This window comes from Micromonospora sp. NPDC049081, assembly GCF_040648835.1.
In the GTDB taxonomy this organism is placed as follows: Bacteria; Actinomycetota; Actinomycetes; order Mycobacteriales; family Micromonosporaceae; genus Micromonospora; species Micromonospora antibiotica.
In genome coordinates this window covers 164,544-164,938 of the sequence record NZ_JBEZEK010000009.1, presented here as the reverse complement: position 1 = coordinate 164,938, position 395 = coordinate 164,544, and the positions used below count along the sequence as shown (strand labels likewise).

Below are 395 nucleotides of genomic sequence, written 5' to 3'. Positions count from 1 at the left end.
CGGCGACCGGGCCGGCGAAGCCGTCACCCTCAACAACATCGGCAGCGTGTACGCCAACCTGGGGGATCGGCAGCGGGCACTCGACCACTACCACCAAGCCCTCCCCATCCGGCGGGAAGTCGGCGACCGGGCCGGCGAAGCCGTCACCCTCAACAACATCGGCAGCGTGTACGCCAACCTGGGGGATCGGCAGCGGGCACTCGACCACTACCACCAAGCCCTCCCCATCCGGCGGGAAGTCGGCGACCGAACCGGCGAAGCCGCCACCCTCAACAACATCGGCAGCGTGTACAACAACCAGGGGGATCGGCAGCGGGCACTCGACCACTACCACCAAGCCCTCCCCATCCGGCGGGAAGTCGGCGACCGAACCGGCGAAGCCGCCACCCTCAACA

At 68.6% G+C, this 395-nt stretch carries 1 protein-coding gene; it reads left to right on the top strand.

What is annotated here, in order from left to right; all coding sequences use genetic code 11:
• The coding region (locus AB0B63_RS16080; RefSeq protein ID WP_357019000.1) for a tetratricopeptide repeat protein at positions 1 to 395 on the top strand (395 nt) is incomplete at both ends.